Raw genomic sequence first — 1,041 nt, forward strand, 5'->3', positions numbered from 1 at the left:
CGGCGGCGTCGGCGTCGAGCACCGCGTCGAGCGAACCGAAGTGTGTCGCGAGCGCCCGCGCCGTCGTCGCGCCCACGTCGGGGATCCCCAGACCGGCGAGGAACCGGTCGAGCGGCGGGTTCCGGGCGTCGTCGAGGGCCGTGATCAGGTTCTCTGCGCTCGTCTCTCCCCACCCCTCCAGCTCGACCAGCGCCGGGACGGTCAGGTCGTACAGGTCGGGCAGCGACTCGACGAGGCCGGCCTCGCGGAGCTGTTCGACCCGCTCCGGCCCGAGCCCCTCGATGTCGAGCGCGTCACGGCGGGCCCAGTGTTCGACCGCCCGTTCCAGCTGTTCGGGACAGCCGAGCCCGCCGGTACAGAACGCGAGCGGCCCGTCCCGTTCGACGGGTGCGTCACACACCGGACACGTCTCCGGGAACGCGTACGTTCCCTCGGAGCGTTTCTCGACCACCTCGGGGACGTACGGGATCACGTCGCCGGCGCGGTAGATCCGCACGCGGTCGCCGACGTTCACGCCGAGCGCCTCGATCTCGGCGGGGTTGTGGAGCGTCGCCCGCGAGACGGTGACGCCGCCGACGTCGACGGGGTCGAGCTCCGCGACGGGAGTCAACCGCCCCGTCCGGCCGACCTGGACGGTGATCGCTTCGACGGCGGTCGTCGCGGTCCGGGGCGGGAACTTGTAGGCGAACGCCCAGCGGGGCGCGCGGGAGGTCGAACCGAGCGCCTCGCAGGCGGCCCGGTCGTCGACTTTGATCACGACGCCGTCGACCGCGTAGTTCAGTCGGTCCCGGGCGTCGAGCACCCGATCGCGGTAGTCGATCGCCCCGTCGATGTCGTCGACGACCTCGATCCGGTCCGTCCGCGGGAGCCCGAACGCGTCGAACGCGTCGAACTGGCCGCGGTTTGTGGCCGGACGGTGGTCGGTCGACGCGCTCCACGCGGACGCCGCAGCGTCACTCCCGTCTTCCCACGCCAACACGTCGAAGAAGAAGACGTCGAGCGGGCGCTCGGCGACGACCGCGGGGTCGAGCTGGCGGAGGG

The 1,041-nt window shown here is 72.3% G+C and carries 1 protein-coding gene; it reads right to left on the reverse strand.

What is annotated here, in order from left to right:
- Positions 1-1,041: helix-hairpin-helix domain-containing protein (locus ACFQEU_RS16490; RefSeq protein ID WP_379783913.1), on the reverse strand; the 1,041-nt coding region annotated here is incomplete at both ends.

It is taken from the genome of Halorubrum tibetense (genome assembly GCF_042661865.1).
Taxonomy (GTDB): Archaea; Halobacteriota; Halobacteria; order Halobacteriales; family Haloferacaceae; genus Halorubrum; species Halorubrum tibetense.